At 61.9% G+C, this 15,524-nt stretch carries 15 protein-coding genes and 1 tRNA gene; 10 read left to right on the forward strand and 6 right to left on the reverse strand.

Going from position 1 to position 15,524, the window contains the following annotated elements; all coding sequences use genetic code 11:
• The first annotated feature begins 12 nt into the window (after positions 1 to 12).
• The 6 genes from DBW_RS08440 (at position 13) to DBW_RS08465 (ending at position 3,523) form a co-directional block, all read left to right on the forward strand.
• A complete protein-coding gene (locus DBW_RS08440; protein ID WP_066726852.1) occupies positions 13 to 1,293 on the forward strand; it encodes a M16 family metallopeptidase in 1,281 nt (426 codons plus the stop codon).
• Positions 1,290 to 1,745 (forward strand): dUTP diphosphatase, encoded by a 456-nt coding sequence (dut, locus tag DBW_RS08445; protein ID WP_066726854.1) that lies wholly within the window; start codon positions 1,290 to 1,292, stop codon positions 1,743 to 1,745. Before DBW_RS08440 ends, dut begins: the two co-directional genes overlap by 4 nt.
• Positions 1,746 to 2,024 (forward strand): YbeD family protein, encoded by a 279-nt coding sequence (locus DBW_RS08450; RefSeq protein ID WP_066726855.1) that lies wholly within the window; start codon positions 1,746 to 1,748, stop codon positions 2,022 to 2,024.
• A 67-nt stretch (positions 2,025 to 2,091) separates the two neighbouring features.
• Positions 2,092 to 2,706 (forward strand): L-threonylcarbamoyladenylate synthase, encoded by a 615-nt coding sequence (locus DBW_RS08455; RefSeq protein WP_066726857.1) that lies wholly within the window; start codon positions 2,092 to 2,094, stop codon positions 2,704 to 2,706.
• 5 nt (positions 2,707 to 2,711) lie between these two features.
• The gene (locus DBW_RS08460) at positions 2,712 to 3,131 is read left to right on the forward strand and encodes a PDZ domain-containing protein (RefSeq protein WP_197463761.1); all 420 of its coding nucleotides are present in this window, start codon (positions 2,712 to 2,714) and stop codon (positions 3,129 to 3,131) included.
• Positions 3,128 to 3,523 carry a hypothetical protein gene (locus DBW_RS08465; RefSeq protein ID WP_066726861.1) on the forward strand — a complete coding sequence of 132 codons (396 nt, stop codon included), beginning with the start codon at positions 3,128 to 3,130 and terminating at the stop codon, positions 3,521 to 3,523. The genes DBW_RS08460 and DBW_RS08465 overlap by 4 nt, the downstream gene beginning before the upstream one ends.
• A 7-nt stretch (positions 3,524 to 3,530) precedes the next feature.
• Here the strand turns inward: DBW_RS08465 and DBW_RS08470 are convergent, their stop codons facing one another.
• From DBW_RS08470 to gap, 6 genes are all read right to left on the reverse strand, one after another.
• Entirely contained in the window at positions 3,531 to 3,845 is a 315-nt protein-coding gene (locus DBW_RS08470; protein WP_066726864.1) for a hypothetical protein, read from the reverse strand.
• 150 nt (positions 3,846 to 3,995) lie between these two features.
• Positions 3,996 to 4,082 (reverse strand) — tRNA-Leu (locus tag DBW_RS08475).
• Between the two features lie 106 nt (positions 4,083 to 4,188).
• Positions 4,189 to 4,551 (reverse strand): preprotein translocase subunit SecG, encoded by a 363-nt coding sequence (secG, locus tag DBW_RS08480; RefSeq protein WP_066726866.1) that lies wholly within the window; start codon positions 4,549 to 4,551, stop codon positions 4,189 to 4,191.
• A 109-nt stretch (positions 4,552 to 4,660) separates the two neighbouring features.
• Entirely contained in the window at positions 4,661 to 5,419 is a 759-nt protein-coding gene (gene tpiA, locus DBW_RS08485; protein ID WP_066726868.1) for a triose-phosphate isomerase, read from the reverse strand.
• A 94-nt stretch (positions 5,420 to 5,513) separates the two neighbouring features.
• Positions 5,514 to 6,704, reverse strand: a complete 1,191-nt coding sequence (locus tag DBW_RS08490; RefSeq protein WP_066726870.1) for a phosphoglycerate kinase — start codon at positions 6,702 to 6,704, stop codon at positions 5,514 to 5,516.
• Positions 6,705 to 6,814: 110 nt separating this feature from the next.
• On the reverse strand, positions 6,815 to 7,816 hold the full coding sequence (gap, locus tag DBW_RS08495; RefSeq protein ID WP_066726872.1) for a type I glyceraldehyde-3-phosphate dehydrogenase: 1,002 nt from the start codon (positions 7,814 to 7,816) through the stop codon (positions 6,815 to 6,817).
• A 246-nt stretch (positions 7,817 to 8,062) separates the two neighbouring features.
• Here gap and DBW_RS08500 point away from each other — a divergent pair, with 246 nt between their 5' ends.
• The 4 genes from DBW_RS08500 to DBW_RS08515 all read left to right on the forward strand — a co-directional run bounded on the left by DBW_RS08500 (position 8,063) and on the right by DBW_RS08515 (position 15,522).
• A complete protein-coding gene (locus DBW_RS08500; RefSeq protein WP_066726873.1) occupies positions 8,063 to 10,141 on the forward strand; it encodes an ATP-binding protein in 2,079 nt (692 codons plus the stop codon).
• 65 nt (positions 10,142 to 10,206) lie between these two features.
• On the forward strand, positions 10,207 to 10,980 hold the full coding sequence (locus tag DBW_RS08505) for an MBL fold metallo-hydrolase (protein WP_335339869.1): 774 nt from the start codon (positions 10,207 to 10,209) through the stop codon (positions 10,978 to 10,980).
• Positions 10,981 to 11,020: 40 nt separating this feature from the next.
• Positions 11,021 to 12,316 (forward strand): adenylosuccinate lyase, encoded by a 1,296-nt coding sequence (purB, locus tag DBW_RS08510; RefSeq protein ID WP_066726875.1) that lies wholly within the window; start codon positions 11,021 to 11,023, stop codon positions 12,314 to 12,316.
• Positions 12,317 to 12,540: 224 nt separating this feature from the next.
• Complete coding sequence (locus tag DBW_RS08515) at positions 12,541 to 15,522, forward strand: phosphoribosylformylglycinamidine synthase subunit PurS (protein WP_066726877.1); 2,982 nt, start codon at positions 12,541 to 12,543, stop codon at positions 15,520 to 15,522.
• Positions 15,523 to 15,524 lie beyond the last annotated feature (2 nt).

Below are 15,524 nucleotides of genomic sequence, written 5' to 3' on the forward strand. Positions count from 1 at the left end.
GCAGGCGGAAAGATGATTCGCAAAACGGTCCTGAATAACGGTATCCGGTTTATCAGCGAACCCCTCCTGGGTGCCCACTCGGTGGCCATCGGCGTCTGGGTGGAGAATGGTTCCCGGCACGAACTGCCGGAAGAAAGGGGCCTGTCCCACCTCCTTGAACATATGCTTTTCAAGGGGACGGAGCGGCGCAGTGGCCTGGAGATCGCGCGCGAGATCGATTCGGTGGGGGGCATGCTCAACGCCTTCACCAGTCGCGAGTTCAGCTGCTACTACGCCAAGGTCCTGGCACAACGGTTACCGCTGGCCATTGACCTGCTCAGCGATGTCATTCGCCATCCCCGGTTTGACCTCGATGACTTGGAGAAAGAACGCAGGGTCGTGCTGCAGGAACTCCACATGGTGGAGGACACGCCCGACGACCTGATCCATGACTTGTTCAGCCAGATCTTCTGGCAAGACCATCCCCTGGGCTCTCCGGTCCTGGGGACGACAGAGACGGTGAGGGCGTTCGATCGGAACGCCCTCATCAATTTCCTGCGGCGACGTTATACCGGCGAAAGCCTGCTGATCTCTGCCGCAGGCGACCTCGATCACGATGATCTCGTCGATCAACTCAACCGCGCCTTCGGCGATCTGCCGGCGAGCGGGGAGTTGCCGGCAACCGCTCCCCCCGGTTACAGCCGGCACCTGGCGATTTGTGACCGGGAGCTGGAACAGGTCCACCTCTGCTTCGGCACCCGCGCCCTTTCCCAGAACCATCCCGACCGTTTCTCCGCCTATATCCTCAATGGCCTGCTGGGTGGGAGCATGAGTTCCCGCCTCTTTCAAAAAGTGCGCGAAGAGCGGGGGCTCGCCTACTCCATCTACAGCTACCTGCATTGTCACAGTGATGGCGGTGCTCTCGTCGTCCACGCCGGTACCGCGCCCGATGACACTCGCTCGGTGGTCGATATCATTCAGCGGGAGATGCGGCGGCTCTGCGATGCCGTGGTCCCCGAGAAGGAACTCACGGCGGTGCGGGAACAGCTGCGGGGAAACCTGTTGCTCTCCCTGGAGAGTACCGAAAACCGTATGACCCGCCTGGCAAAAAACGAAATTTATCTCGGCGGGCAGGTCCCCCTGCGCGACCTGATGCATGCTTTTGACCGGGTGACTGGCGAAGATGTGCAGGCCCTCGCCCGGAGCCTGTTCAGGGATGAGTTTCTCAACCTGCAGTTGCTCGGCCGGGTCGATCCGGCCGATTTCCCCGAGATCGACCTGACCCTTGGCAGGCCGAAGAGTGACCTTTCATGACTCCTCTGACCGTTTCCGTTAAAAAACTGCACCCGCAGGCGATCCTTCCCCGTTACATGACGGCCGGGGCAGCCGGCCTCGACCTCTGCGCCGCGCTTGACCAGGCGCTGCACCTCGCCCCCGGCGAGCGTCGGCTGGTGCCGACCGGAATTGCCCTGGCCATTCCCGCCGGTTTCGAGGGGCAGGTCCGGCCCCGCTCCGGGCTGGCCCTGCGCCAGGGACTGACGATGCTCAACAGCCCCGGTACCATCGATAGCGACTTCCGAGGCGAGATCGGTCTGATTGTCATCAACCATGGGCAAGAGGAGGCAGTGATCAACCCTGGCGACCGGGTTGGGCAACTGGTCATCGCCCCCATCGTCCGCGCGCAACTTGTGGAAGTCGAACAGCTCGACGATACCTGCCGTGGCATCGGCGGTTTCGGCCATACCGGCAGCAGCGGAGGTTTCTAGGTGCAGGCCCCGGTCGCTTCTGAACTGAAGATGGAATTCCCCTGCGAATACCAGTTCAAGGTCTTTGGTCCGGCCGACCCGGCCCGCGATTTTGTGACTGCGGTCCAGCGTGCCGCGGCCACGGTGATGCCGATCCCCCTGGATGCGCTGCGCGTTCGTCCCAGCAAGAAAGGGACCTACCTCTGTGTTACTCTCCTGGCCCGCTTGGAAAGCAAAGCTCAGCTCGATGGAATGTACCTCGCCCTCGGTCGCCTGCCGGGGCTCCTCTATCTGCTTTGAATGACGGGCGGTTCCCATTGTATGTGGTAAACTGCCAGCAGGCTAGAACCCGAGTTTGGAGGTCGCCATGATACTCGAAATCAATCCCCAGGACCCCCAGCCCAGGCTGATTCACCGGGTGGTCGAAATACTCAAACAGGGCGGCGTAATCGCCTATCCGACCGACACCACCTACGGGATTGGTTGTGACATCTTCAATAAGAAGGGGGTCAAGCAGATTTACCAGATCAAGCAGCGCGACCCGCGCAAACCCTTCTCCTTTATCTGTGCCGACCTTTCCGATGCCGCCAGGTATTGCCAGGTAAGCAACTTCGCTTTCAAGACCATGAAACGCAACCTCCCCGGTCCATTTACGTTTGTGCTCGAGGCAACCCGGCTTGTTCCCGACCTGCTGACCACCCGGCAGAAGACGGTCGGGATCCGTATCCCGGATAATCCGATCGCCCTGGCCATCGTGCGCGAACTCGGTCATCCCCTGGTGACCACCAGCGCCAATGTCTCCGGCGAAGAACCGTTGCATGATCCCGCCGATATTGACAGTCGCCTCGGGCGAATGCTCGATACCGTCATCGATGGCGGCGTCCTGCTCGGGGAGCCGTCGACGGTCATCAGCCTGATTGACGACCGGGTCGAAATCCTGCGGCAGGGGAGCGGCGACACCTCCTGGATCCATCAGCTATGAGGCGGGTGTTGCGATTTCTTGTCGCAGCACTGGTCGTGCCGGGGGTGTTGCTGGTTGCCAGCGGCGTCTGGGGTGAGGAAATGGCTGGCGTCGGTTTGCAGGTGGTCGGTCTGGCGAGTGGCAACCTGGTGGTGATTCAGGTCGTTGCCGGGTCATCGGCAGAACAGGCGGGCATCCGGCCCGGGGATCTGCTGGTGGCAGTCGGTGGGAAGAAACTGGCGGGGACCAACTTGGCGACCCTCAGCCGGGAAACCCTGTGGGGTCCGCCGGGCGCTGCGCTCTCGATTGACTACCAGCGCCCCGGGGTTGCCGGGGAGTTCGAAGTGATGTTGACCCGGGCAACGCTCAGCGAGGTCCCGGCACCACCGGCGGGGGTAAGAATGCTGCATCCGCAGCAACTTCAGGAGAAGGAAGGCAGACCGTGACAAAGCAGAAGGAGATCAGTGTCAATCTCTATCGACGGGAGTTCTCCCGCAAGGACTGGCAATATCCCCTTGACCAGGAGGCCCTGGGGGCCTTTCTCGGCCGCCTGGCGGCAGAACTGGAACCGTTTGGCATCGCCCTGGTCCAGGGCCCGGAGGCGGAGGTGACGATCGAGGTCAAGGGATACGGCGATCTTCTCAATGCCGTACGCATCCGCTCTCCCAGGGACGGTTTCAGCAACCTCTGCCTCGGGCATATCATCGGCGCCAGCCCCAATCGGGACCTCTTCGAGGATATCCGTCGTGGGGTCAATCGCGTCGCCTTTGCGCCGGAGACGATCGAGCCGGAGGGGAGCAACAAGGTCGTTTGCCACAACTGCGGTTGCGGCTGCTGAGCAGCGGTTACTGTTTGCCGAAGGTCCTGAGGTAGGCGAGGAGCGCATCGAGCTCCTGGGCCTGGGGATTGAGCATCTTTCCCTTCAGCGCATCGCGGATACAGAAGTTGATCATCTCCTTGAGCTGGCCATCATAATAGGCGGCCAATTCTCCGAGCCCTTTGCCGGCCGGGTGGCAGCTCGCGCAGCTCTTGCCGTTGCTGCCGAGGGTGGTTGCCGTGAAGAGGGTTGCGCCGAGTTCGGCCGTGGGTCCTTCCGCCGCACTGGCGCAGAGGGCAATCGCCAGGAGCAGCGTACAAAAGATCGGGGCAAGTCTGGACATGGTTCACCTCCCGCAAAAAAGTGGGTTGGGAGAAGACTAGCCGAAGGCAATCCCTTTGGCAATGCCGCGCGGGCGAATCGATTTCCGACTGCCGGTAATGAAGAAAGGCCGCAATCCAATGGATTGCGGCCTTTCTTGCTCATTTGATGATGGTGCGGTTGGGGAGACTCGAACTCCCACGACCTTGCGGCCACTAGCCCCTCAAGCTAGCGTGTCTACCAATTCCACCACAACCGCAGAATGACTGGCTTTTGAGCTGTTCGCCGAGCCTGGATGCGCTGGCGAACGGAGAACATTTATACTGATTCGCTTTGCCGCTGTCAACAGCAAAGGCAGGGAACGATCAATTTTTTTGCGCGGCCGCGGGTGCTTCCTCCGGCGCCTTCCCGGGGGTAGCGGCGGGGGCCGGAGCAGTCGGTGCCGGAGCACTGGAAGCGGCGGGAGCGACCGCTTCGGGCATCAGGCTGGAGCTGCCGGGCTTGCCCCAGAAATAGGCCAGAGTGAGGCTGGTGAGCATAAAGATGATCGCCGCGGCGGAGGTCATCCGGCTCATGAAGTTCTTGCCGCCGGAAGCGCCGAACACGGTTTGGCTGGCCCCGGCGCCAAAGGAGGCGCCAATTTCAGCGCCCTTTCCGGCCTGCAGCAGGACGATGATGATCAGGGCAATGCAGACGACGACATGCAGCGCTATTAACAGGTAGGTCATGATGAATTAAAACTCCTCGCACCTTGGGAAATTTCAGCAACGCGCACCTTAGCACAGTCGACCGATGTCGCCAAGCAAAAAGCTGAAGGGGGCAGGATTATCTCCCGCGTCAGACCGGCTGAAAGGCGACGATCCGGGCAAAGTCGGCCGCTTTGAGGCTGGCGCCGCCGACCAGGGCGCCGTCGATATCCGCTTCGGCCATAAGGCCGTCGACATTGTCCGGCTTGACGCTGCCGCCGTAGAGGATGCGGGTGGCAAGTGCGGTCTCCGGGTCGGATAACCCCTGCAGCAAACCGCGGATAAAGGAATGGGCTTCCTGCGCCTGATCGTTGCTGGCGACCTTGCCGGTGCCGATTGCCCAGACCGGTTCATAGGCAATCACGACCCCGGCCATCTGCTCAGCCGTTACTCCTTTTAGTCCCTCCTTGACCTGCCGGGTGAGGATATCGAGCATGCGCTCCTCCTCCCGCTCGGCCAGGGTTTCGCCGACACAGAGAATGACGCTGAGACCGGCTGCGAGAACCGCCTGCAGTTTCTGGTTGATGAAGGCGTCGGTCTCGGCAAAGAGCTGCCGGCGTTCCGAGTGGCCGACAATGACATAGCGGCAGCCGACATCGGCCAGGAGTTGCGGTGAAACTTCCCCGGTGTAAGCACCGCTCGCCATCGGGTAACAGTTCTGCGCGGCAAGCTGGATGTTGCTTCCCGCCAGGGCGTCGCCGACAGGCGCCAGTGCCGTGAAGGGGGGAGCTATGACGATTTCGCGCTCCTGGCAATTGGCCACCACCGGAATGAGCGCTTCAACCAGGGCCAGGGCTTCGGCCCGGTTCTTGTGGAGTTTCCAGTTTCCGGCGATCAGCGGAGTGCGCATTTTGTCCTCCTGCAGTGACGGGGAGGGGAACTGCCCTCCTGTGGGGTGATAGGTAGTTGCACGGTCAGGACCCTGTCGTCCTGCCGGGAAAACCTTATTTGTCGGTCAGGGCCACCACGCCCGGGAGCTGTTTCCCTTCGAGAAATTCGAGAGAAGCGCCGCCGCCGGTGGAGATGTGGGTCATCTTCGCTTCCAGCCCGGCCTGGTTGACGGCCGCCACCGAATCGCCACCGCCGATGATCGACAGCGCCCCCGATTCGGCAATTGCTTCGGCAACGGCAAAGGTGCCGCGGGAAAAAGCGGGGAATTCAAAGACCCCCATCGGGCCGTTCCAGACGACGGTAGCCGCCTTCCCGAGAAGTTCCGCGTAGGTACGGACGGTGCGCGGGCCAATATCGAGAGCCATCCGTTCGGCCGGGAAGTTGTCGTTGCCGCATACCAGGGGTTCGCTCTCGGCGCTGAACTCTGCGGCAGTGACGTGATCTTCAGGCAACAGCAGGTTCACCCCGCCGGCTTTCGCCTGCTCAAGCAGGTGGGCCGCCAGTTCGACCTTGTCGGCTTCGAGCAGGGAGCGGCCGCAGCTGACACCGCGGGCCTTGAGAAAGGTGTAGGCCATGCCGCCGCCGATCACCAGGCTGTCGACCTTGCTCAGCAGGTTCTCGATGACCTCGATCTTGTCGCTAACCTTGGCCCCGCCGATGACCGCCACGAAAGGACGCGCCGGATTGGCCAGGGCCGTGCCGAGATAGCGCAGCTCTTTCTCCATCAAATAGCCGGCGGCTGCCGGCTGCAGCAGCCGGGCTACCCCCTCCGTGGAGGCGTGGGCCCGGTGCGCAGTACCGAAGGCGTCATTGACGTAGACGTCACCAAGTCGCGCCAGTTGCCGGCAGAATTCAGGGTCGTTTGCTTCCTCGCCGGGATAGAATCGAAGATTTTCCAGCAGCAGGAGTTCGCCATCGGCGAGAGCGGCGACCGTTTTTTCAACATCGGGGCCGACACAGTCCCCCGCCATGGCCACCGGGTGACCGAGAAGCCGGGAGAGGTAAGGGGCCACCGGCGCCAGGCTGTATTTCGGATTCGATTTTCCCTTGGGCCGGCCGAGATGGGAGGCGAGGATCAGCCGTCCCCCCCGGGAGAGAATGGAGCGAATGGTCGGCAGGGCGGCGACAATCCGGGTGTCGTCGGTGATCTGTCGCTGGTCATCGAGGGGGACGTTGAAGTCGACCCGGCAGAAAACCCGCTTTCCTTTCAGTTCAAGGTCCTCGATGGTGACTTTGTTAAACATGATGGTGCCTCCTGGAACAGGGCGAGAGGGTGTCAAGGCTGGCGCCGGTCGGCTGGTGGACAAAGGAAGAGGGCAGGCTTATCAGATCCTGCCCTCTGCCAATCCGGTGCTCAGCGGCCGGCAATGAAGTTGACCAGGTCGACGACCCGGCTGGAATAGCCCCATTCGTTGTCGTACCAGGAGAGAACCTTGACCATATTGCCGCCGATTACGGCGGTCGACAGGGCGTCTACGGTGGATGAGGCGGGACAGCCGTTATAGTCGATGGAAACGAGGGGGACGGCAGAGTAATTGAGAATGCCTTTGAGAGGGCCCTCCGCTGCCTTGCGAAAGGCTGCATTGACCTCGTCGACACTGGTCGGACGGCCGGTTTCAACGACCAGGTCGACAAGGGAGACATTCGGTGTCGGTACCCGGACCGCCATGCCGTCCAGTTTCCCCTTGAGCTCCGGCAGAACCAGTGCGACCGCCTTGGCGGCGCCGGTCGTGGTCGGGATCATCGACAGGGCTGCCGCCCGTGCCCGGCGCAGGTCCTTGTGCGGCAGGTCGAGAATCTGCTGATCGTTGGTATAGGAGTGGACTGTGGTCATCAGTCCCTTGACGATGCCGAATTCCTGAAGCAGCACCTTGGCGACCGGGGCCAGGCAATTGGTGGTGCAGGAAGCGTTGGAGATGACCCGGTGCCGGGCCGGGTCGAACTCTTCCTGGTTTACCCCGATGCAGACGGTCAGGTCAGCCTCCTTGCCGGGTGCACTGATGACGACCCGATTGGCGCCGGCACTGAGGTGCTTGGCGGCATCGGCACGGTTGGTAAAGAGGCCGGTCGATTCGATGACGATGTCGATGCCGAGCTCCTTCCAGGGGAGGGCGGCGGGATCCCTTTGGCGCAGGACCCGGACCGTTTTTCCGGCCACACTTAAATCGTCGCCACTCACCTCGACGTTAGGTGCAAAGGTGCCGTGGACCGAATCGTATTTCAGCAGATGAGCGAGAGTTGCCGCGTCGGTGAGATCGTTGATGGCGACCACCTCCATGGCACCATGGTTGAATGCCGCACGAAAAACGTTGCGGCCGATCCGTCCGAAACCGTTGATGGCAATTCTGGCAGCCATGGGCGATTCTCCTTTTCTGCGCATTGAAGTTCAGGGAGGGGTGAAAGCCGGATTTAAAACAAGAACTTAGCATCCCGGCACTATGGGCCGATAATAGCGGATGGAAGGTTCGCCGTCAACCGTCATTCAGCAGTGCCAGGCGGGGGATTGTTCTGTTGCCCTTTGCCGGACGATATGCTATTTAGGTGCAACCCTTTGGCGGTCCTCTCCTTTCGGTGGTCGAGAAGCCGGTCCTGTGTGCAGTAGATGAAGAATACCCTCGAAAAACGCATTCTGATTTTCGCCTTTCTGGTCTTGACCCTGACCATTTCGTTCAATACGGGGCTCAATATCGAAGGGTTTCGCAGGGACTACCGGGATGGCATCCTGCTCCGTTGTCAGACCCTGGCCACCGGACTTAAGAGTTCGGTGGAGAAGGTCCTTGGCCTCGGGATCCCCCTGAATGAAATGGAAGGGATCGGTGCCCGCTGCCAGGAGATCGTCGCCAGTGACCCCGAAATTTTCTACTGCCTGATCGAGGACCGGGTCGGTTCTTCCCTCTACTCCAGTAATCCCGCCCTGCGCCTGTCGGCCATTGGGGAATTTCTCTCCTCCATCAATGATCACACCGCCCTTGTTCTGATTCCCGGGCTCGGCGAATTTTATGACGTCACGCTCCCCCTGATGGCCGCTGATGGCTCCCTGGCCGGGCGGATTCGCATCGGCTTTCCGAGCAGTGTCCTGATGGAACATACCACCAAGGTTTTCCAGCGGTCGATCCTGGTGCTGGCGGTCTCCTTTTTCGTGGTCTTTGCCCTGGTGGTCTTTTACACCAAGCGCAACCTGATCGGACCGATTCGCCGGCTCTGCACGGTCGCGGTGGAGATCGCCTCCGGGAACTTCCGGGTCGCTGTGCCGAATATGCCGACCCGGGATTTCGCCGAACTTGCCACCGCCCTTCAGGATATGGCCCATTCGCTCCGTGATCGTGACGAAAAGATCCGCCAGAGCTACAGCGAACTGGAGGAGACCAACCTGCAGCTGCAGGAATCGTATGAACACCAGGAGGCGATCGGGGCCGAACTCGGTCGCAGCCGGGAGATGTACCGGTCCTTGCTCGAGGATGCCTCCGATGCGATTCTGGTCAGTGACGACGAAGACCGCATCGTGCTGATCAACAAAGCGGCCGAAGCGCTCTTTGCCGTACCCCGCGCCAAGACTGAAGGCAAGAATCTCTTCTCTTTTTTCGAACGGATCCAGAGCGAGGAGATCGAATCCCATTACGACTTGCACCGGCAAGTTCTGCAGGGGGAATCCCTGGAGGCCGAACTCTGTTTTGTCCGTCCTTCCGATAGCCGCCGCCTCGTCGGCTGGGCCCGTTCCTCACCGGTGACCGGCAAAGATGGCAAGCGGATGGTGCAGACGATCATCCGTGATGTCACCCAGGAGCGGGAGACCAAGGAGAACCTGGAAAAAAGCACCCGCGAACTCGAACGTCTCAATAAGATGAAGGACTCATTCCTTGGCGTTGCGTCTCACGAACTGAAGACACCTCTGACCGTCATCATCGGTTACACCGAACTGCTGCTGGGCGAGCTCTCCGGCAAGATCGATCCGGCGCTGCTGCCGATGTTGCAGCATATCAGCGATGCGGCCGAGCGTCTCTCGGGGATCGTGCGTGACATGGTGGACGTCTCCATGCTCGACAGTCAGCGCCTGCGCCTCAAGCGCCGTCCCACCGATGTCAACGAACTGGTCCGGCAGACCGTCGCCGAGCTCGAGTTCTTTATCGGGCAGCGACATCAGCACCTGGTCCTCGAACTGGAAGAGGGGCTGCCATTGGCCTCATGTGACGGACCGCGGATTTTCCAGGTCATCACCAATCTGGTGGTCAATGCCATCAAGTTCACCCCGGATGACGGCACCATAACCATCCAGACCCGGACCACCAGGAAGGCGCCGTCGCAGCGGGGACGCAAGTTGACGACGGCGGGGGCGGGGGGATCGGAAGAGATGCTCACCTTTGTCGAGCTGCTGGTTCGCGACACCGGCATCGGCATTTCCGACAAGGACCAGGTCCATATTTTCGACAAGTTCTACGAGGTCGGCAACATCGAGGAACATTTCACCGGCAAGACGGCATTCAAAGGGAAGGGGACCGGGCTCGGGCTGACCATTGCCAAGGGTATGGTCGACAAGCATGGTGGTGAGATCTGGGTCGAAAGCCCCGGCTACGATGCCCAGCTCTGCCCCGGGAGTGTCTTCCATGTCCTCCTTCCGCTGGCCGAAATCCCGGCGGCTAAGGAGGAAGCATCCAGCCCTTCGGAAACGGCCGTGTTGGCCTGATTTCCCCCTTGCACGGGCATCTGAATTCCGGTATAAACACACCGCCTGCCAGGCCGGGAGAAGTTTTGTTGCGTATCTGTCTGCTCGCAAGTGGCAGCAAGGGAAACGCCATCTATCTCGAATGTGGCGAAACCCGGCTCCTGGTTGACGCCGGCCTCTCGGCCCGGGAGCTGGCCTTTCGACTCGCCGCTATCGAAGTCGAGGCCGCCGATCTTGATGCCATTCTGGTTACCCATGAGCATCAGGACCACTGTCGCGGGCTCGGCCCATTCGCCCGGCGATACCGGCTCCCGGTCTTCATGCATGGTGGTGTCCGCGAGATCCTGCCGTCGCTCGGTTCCCTCGACCAACACCACGAGTTTGCCGCCGGGGAACCCTGGGTCTTCAGGGACCTGCAGGTTACCGCCATTCCCTTGACCCATGATGCGCTGGCCCCGGTTGGATTCGTGGTCGAATCGGCTGCGGGCAAGGTTGGGGTTGTTACTGACCTGGGCATTGCCACCCGCCTGGTGGCCGACCGCATGCAGGGGTGCCGGGCACTGGTCGTCGAGGCCAACCACGACGAAGATATGCTTCGGGACGGTCCCTACCCCTGGCCGCTCAAGCAACGCATTCGCAGCAACCACGGTCATCTCTCCAACGCTGCGGCCGCAGACCTGCTCGATGGCCTTCTCTGGGAGGGTCTGGAGGGGGTCTTTCTCGCTCATCTCAGCGAAACCAACAATTTACCGGAGTTGGCCCGCGCCCGCTGTCAGTCGGTGCTCGACCAGCAGAACCAGTGCCGGCCGGATTTGGTCGTTGGCGGGCCGTCCCGGCCGAGCCGCTGCCTCAAACTTTGACCCTGGTACCCCCACCAACCTGCGACAGGAGTTGTAACCGATGATTCCACGTTACACCCGGCCCGATATGGCCCGGATCTGGGAGCCCGAGAACCGCTTCCGCATCTGGCTGGAGATTGAAACCCTCGCCTGCGAGGCCCAGGCCGAGCTCGGCGTGATCCCAAGGGAGGCGGTCGAGGTTATCCGCGCCAAGGGGAACTTCGACATCGCCCGGATCGATGCCATCGAGGCCGAGGTGAAACATGACGTGATCGCCTTCCTCACCTCCGTCGCCGAGTATGTCGGCCCCGAGGCCCGCTTCATCCACCAGGGGATGACCTCTTCGGACGTCCTCGACACCTGTCTTTCGGTGCAGCTGGTCCAGGCCGCTGACGAACTCCTCGCCGACCTCGACCAGCTCCTGGAGGCGATCAAGACCCGCGCCTACGAGCACAGGGGGACGGTCTGCATGGGGCGCTCCCACGGCATTCATGCCGAGCCGGTCACCTTCGGCCTCAAGCTCGCGACCTGGTATGCCGAAATGGACCGCAACCGTGCCCGCCTGCGGGCGGCGCGGGAGGGAATCGCCACCGGTGCCATTTCCGGCGCCGTCGGTACCTTCGCCAATATCGACCCCTTCGTGGAAGAGTACGTCTGCGCCAGGATGGGCCTCAAGCCGGAGCCGGTCTCGACCCAGGTCATCCCCCGCGACCGCCATGCCGAATATTTCTGCGTTTTGGCGATCATCGCCTCGTCGATGGAACGCATTGCCATTGAAATTCGTCACCTGCAGCGCACTGAGGTCCTGGAGGCAGAGGAGTTCTTCTCCAAGGGGCAGAAGGGATCATCGGCGATGCCGCACAAGCGCAACCCGATCCTCTCCGAGAATCTCACCGGCCAGGCCCGTTATGTGCGCGGTTTTGCCGTACCGGCGCTGGAGAACGTTGCGCTCTGGCACGAGCGCGATATCTCACACTCCTCGGTAGAGCGCTACATCGGGCCAGACGCCACCGTTGCCCTCGACTTTTCCCTGCGCCGCCTCGCCGGGCTGGTCAAAAACCTCGTCGTCTATCCGGCGAACATGCTGAAGAACCTCAACCAGATGAAGGGGCTGGTCTTCTCCCAGAAGATTCTCCTCGATCTGACCCAGGCCGGGGTCTCCCGCGAGGACTCCTACCGGTTGGTGCAGCGCAATGCCATGAAAGTCTGGGAAGAGGGGAAGGATTTCCTTACCGAACTGCTCGCCGATCAGGAAGTCGTCGGGGCGCTGGGCGAGGCAAAAATCCGCGAGGCCTTCGACCTGGGCTACCACCTCAAGCACGTCGACACCATCTTCAAGCGGGTGTTCGGGGAATAAGGCAAAAACCCGGTAAAGGCAAGGCGTTTCACGCGGATAAAAATCTGATTTGAACCAAGAGCTTTATGGCTTGATCCGAATTTAATCAGGTTTGATCCGATTTTTTCCGCGTGAGAAGGCTTTGGATTTCGGCTTAGGTCTTTCGCTTTAACTAATCGATATGCAGGGCTTTTCCTGGTGCCTCTTGGGGCGCTTCGGAAAGCCGGTTGGCAAAGGAGAACTCCATGCCCTGGAGAATCGTGGTCGGCCTGAAAGACGGCGTGCGCGACGCGCGCGGTGAACGGGTCAAGGAAGAGATTCGCCAGCACCTCGGCATTGCCCTCGACGGGGTGCGGACGCTGGATGTCTACACGGTCGATGCGCAACTGACCGCCGACGAATTGGAGCAGGCGGCCGCCGGCCCCTTCTCCGATCCGGTGATCCAGGACTACGCGGTCAACGCGCCCCTGGCCCACGACTTCGACATGCTGATCGAGGTCGGCTATCGTCCCGGGGTGACCGACAACGCCGGACGCACCGCCAAGGAGGCGATCCAGTACCTCACCGGCCGGGCCTTTGCCGCCGGGGAGGGGGTCTATACCTCGGTGCAATACCTCCTCTCCGGCCGGATCAGCGAGGAGACGGCGGAGAAGATCGCCCGCGGCTTTCTTGCCAACGAACTGATCCAGCGCTGGACCATCGTTCCGGCGAACCGCTTCGATCGATCCAGGGGGTTGCCGGTCAGCGTGCCAAAAGTGACCGGCGGCGCCGAGCCGCAGGTGCGAAAGCTCGACCTTAACGTCTCCGATGCGGAGCTGCTGAAAATCTCCCGGGAGGGGATGCTCGCCCTCAACCTCGAAGAGATGAAGGCGATCCAGGCCCATATCGCCGACCCCGCTGTCCAGGCGCAGCGGGCCAAAGTCGGGCTCGGCGCCCAGCTCACCGACGCCGAACTCGAGGCCCTGGCCCAGACCTGGAGCGAACACTGCAAGCACAAGATCTTTGCCGCGAAGATTGAATACACCGATGAAAATGGCGCCAACCAGGTGGTCGATTCCCTCTTCAAGACCTTTATCGTCGGCGCTACCCGCGACGTGCGCAAGGCCAAGGGATCGCGGGATTTCTGCCTCTCGGTCTTCAAGGACAACGCCGGGGTTATCCGTTTCAACGACGACTGGTCGCTGGTCTTCAAGGTCGAAACCCACAACTCTCCTTCGGCGCTTGACCCCTACGGCGGCGCCCTGACCGGCATCGTCGGCGTCAACCGTGATCCTTTCGGGACCGGCCGCGGCGCCCGGCTGATCTTCAACACCGACGTCTTCTGTTTCGCCTCCCCCTTTTACAGCAAGCCGCTGCCGCCGCGCCTGCTGCACCCGCGGCGCATCTTCGAAGGGGTCGTCGAGGGGGTTGAGCACGGTGGCAACAAGAGCGGCATTCCGACCGTCAACGGATCGATCGTCTTTGACGAGCGTTTTGCCGGCAAGCCGCTGGTTTACTGCGGCACCGCCGCGCTGATGCCGGCGATGCTGCACGGCCGCCCCGGGCACGAGAAGAAGGCGCTGGTCGGCGACCGTATCGTCATGACCGGCGGACGCATCGGCAAGGATGGCATTCACGGCGCCACCTTCTCCTCCGAGGAGCTGCATGAAGGCTCCCCGGTCACCGCGGTGCAGATCGGCGATCCGATCACCCAGCGGCGGATGTTCGATTTTCTGACCATCGCCCGGGATCGCGGGCTTTATAATTCAATTACCGACAATGGCGCCGGCGGGCTCTCCTCCTCCGTTGGCGAGATGGCCGAGGATACCGGCGGCTTCGAACTTCATCTCGATCGCGCCCCCCTTAAGTATCCGGGCCTGCAGCCCTGGGAGATCCTGATTTCCGAGGCTCAGGAACGGATGACGGTGGCGGTTCCGCCCGACAAGCTCGATGCATTCATGACCCTCGCCCGGGAGATGGATGTCGAGGCGACCGATCTCGGCCAGTTCACCGATTCGGGGTTCTACCACTGCCTCTACCGGGGTGAGCCGGTCACCTACCTCTCCATGGAGTTTTTGCACGAAGGGGTCCCCCAGCTGGTGATCCCGGCGCGCTGGGAAGAGAAGGCGCCGCCAGAGCCCCAGCTCCCCCAGCCTCTCGACCTCGACGCCACCCTGCAGAACCTCCTCGCGCGGCTCAATATCTGTTCCAAGGAGAGCGTGGTGCGCCGTTACGACCACGAGGTCCAGGCCGGCACCGTGCTGAAACCCCTCTGCGGGGTCGATAATGACGGGCCGGCCGACGGACCGGTGGTGCGCCCCCTCTTCGATTCCTTCGAAGGGGTGGTGACGACCCATGGCATCTGCCCGCGTTACTCGGACATCGACACCTACCACATGATGGCCTGCGCCATCGACGAGGCGCTGCGCAATTTCGTCGCCGTCGGCGGCAATATCGAGCACGTTGCCGGTCTCGACAACTTCTGCTGGTGCGATCCGGTCAAGAGCGACAAGACGCCGGACGGTGAATACAAGGCGGCCCAGCTGGTGCGCGCCAACCAGGCGCTCTATGACTACTGCCTCGCCTTCGGCGTGCCGCTGATTTCCGGCAAGGACTCGATGAAGAACGACTACCAGATCGGCGACACCAAGATCTCGATTCCGCCGACCGTCCTCTTCTCGGTGATCGGCAAGATCGACGACGTGCGCAAGGCCACGACCATGGATGTCAAGCGCGTCGGTGATCTGGTCTACATCCTCGGCCTGACCCGCGATGAGCTGGGGGGGTCCGAATATTACGCGATGCGCGGTGAAGTTGGCCGCAACGTCCCCCGGGTCGACGCCGCCAGCGCGCTGGCGCGCTACCGGGCACTCAACGCCGCCCAGGCGCAGGGTTTGGTCGCCTCCTGCCACGATCTCTCCGACGGCGGTCTCGCTGTTGCCCTCGCTGAGAGCGCTTTTGCCGGCGGCTTCGGCATCCAGGCCGAACTGGCGCAGCTGCCGACGGAGGGTGTGCTGCGCAGCGACACCCTGCTCTTTTCCGAGTCGCAGAGCCGGCTGCTGGTGACCGTGCACCCGGAACAGATGGCCGCCTTCGAGGCGCTCTTTGCCGGGCAGGTCTGCGGCCTGATCGGCCGGGTCATCGCCGAGCCGGAGCTGCTGGTCTTCGGTTGCGCAGGGGAAATCGTGGTCAAGGCCCCGCTTGCCACCCTCAAAGAGGCCTGGCAACGGCCGCTCAGGGAGCTGTAATC

This window comes from Desulfuromonas sp. DDH964, assembly GCF_001611275.1.
Taxonomy (GTDB): Bacteria; Desulfobacterota; Desulfuromonadia; order Desulfuromonadales; family DDH964; genus DDH964.